We start from the raw sequence: 214 nt of genomic DNA on the forward strand, positions 1-214 counted from the left end.
GAGGTAGATAGGTCATGGGTGGAAGCACGGCGACGTGTGGAGCTGAATGATACTAATCGGTCGAGGCTTTGATCTAGTCTAAGGTTTGTGTGAATTGATGAGTCTTCAGTTTTGAGAGAACGATTTCTCTTGTCTGGTGGCGATAGCGAAGCGGCCACACCCGTTCCCATGCCGAACACGGAAGTTAAGCGCTTCAGCGCCGAAAGTAGTTGGG

At 50.9% G+C, this 214-nt stretch carries 1 rRNA gene; it reads left to right on the top strand.

Annotation, left to right across the window (positions count from 1 at the left end):
* Positions 1–132: 132 nt before the first annotated feature.
* A 5S ribosomal RNA gene (gene rrf / locus KNP83_RS15015) occupies positions 133–214 on the top strand; the annotation flags it as partial.

Origin of the sequence: Exiguobacterium sp. s146 (assembly GCF_018618415.1) — a bacterium.
Classification (GTDB): Bacteria; Bacillota; Bacilli; order Exiguobacteriales; family Exiguobacteriaceae; genus Exiguobacterium.